Origin of the sequence: Kineococcus gurbantunggutensis (assembly GCF_050871925.1) — a bacterium.
In the GTDB taxonomy this organism is placed as follows: Bacteria; Actinomycetota; Actinomycetes; order Actinomycetales; family Kineococcaceae; genus Kineococcus.
Genome location: NZ_JBJLSG010000349.1, coordinates 1 through 599 on the forward strand (window position 1 = coordinate 1; position 599 = coordinate 599).

The window sequence follows — 599 nt, forward strand, 5'->3', positions numbered from 1 at the left end:
GCCTGGCGCGCGACTCCCGCGTGGGCGAGCTGTTCACCGCGCAGACATCCCCGCGCTGTTGCCCCCCTCCGCGCGCGCGCTGGCGCGCGCCGGCCTGCGCGCCCCGGTGCGCCCGCTCTCGCGGGCGCTGACGGTGCTGGCCGTCGTCGCCGTCGTCGGCCTGCTGCCGTGGCTGTCCGGGCGCGACCCGGCGCTGACGGTGCTGCGGGGGCGCTCGGCCGAGCAGGAGGCCACCGAGGAGGCGCTGGCCGCGGTGCGCGAGCAGCTCGGCCTGGCCGACGGGCCGCTGGTGCTGCTGGGCCGCTGGGCCTCCGGCGTGGTGCGCGGGGACCTGGGCACCTCCTGGGTCAGCGGTGCGCAGGTGCTGCCCGGGGTGCTCTCGGCGCTGGGGGTCTCGCTGACGCTCATGGCGTTCGCGTTCGCGGTGGTGCTGGTGGTGACCGCCGTGGTCGTGGCCCCCTCCCTGCTGGGGGTGCTGCGCGGGGGGGGGGGGGGGGGGGGGGGGGGGGGGGGGGGGGGGGGGGGGGGGGGGGGGGGGGGGGGGGGGGGGGGGGGGGGGGGGGGGGGGGGGGGGGGGGGGGGGGGGGGGGGGGGGGGGG

General features: G+C 83.0%; 1 pseudogene. It reads left to right on the forward strand.

Features of this window, described 5'->3' with window-relative positions:
• Positions 1 to 58: 58 nt before the first annotated feature.
• Positions 59 to 599, forward strand: a pseudogene (locus tag ACRYR7_RS25615) (hypothetical protein); the annotation flags it as partial.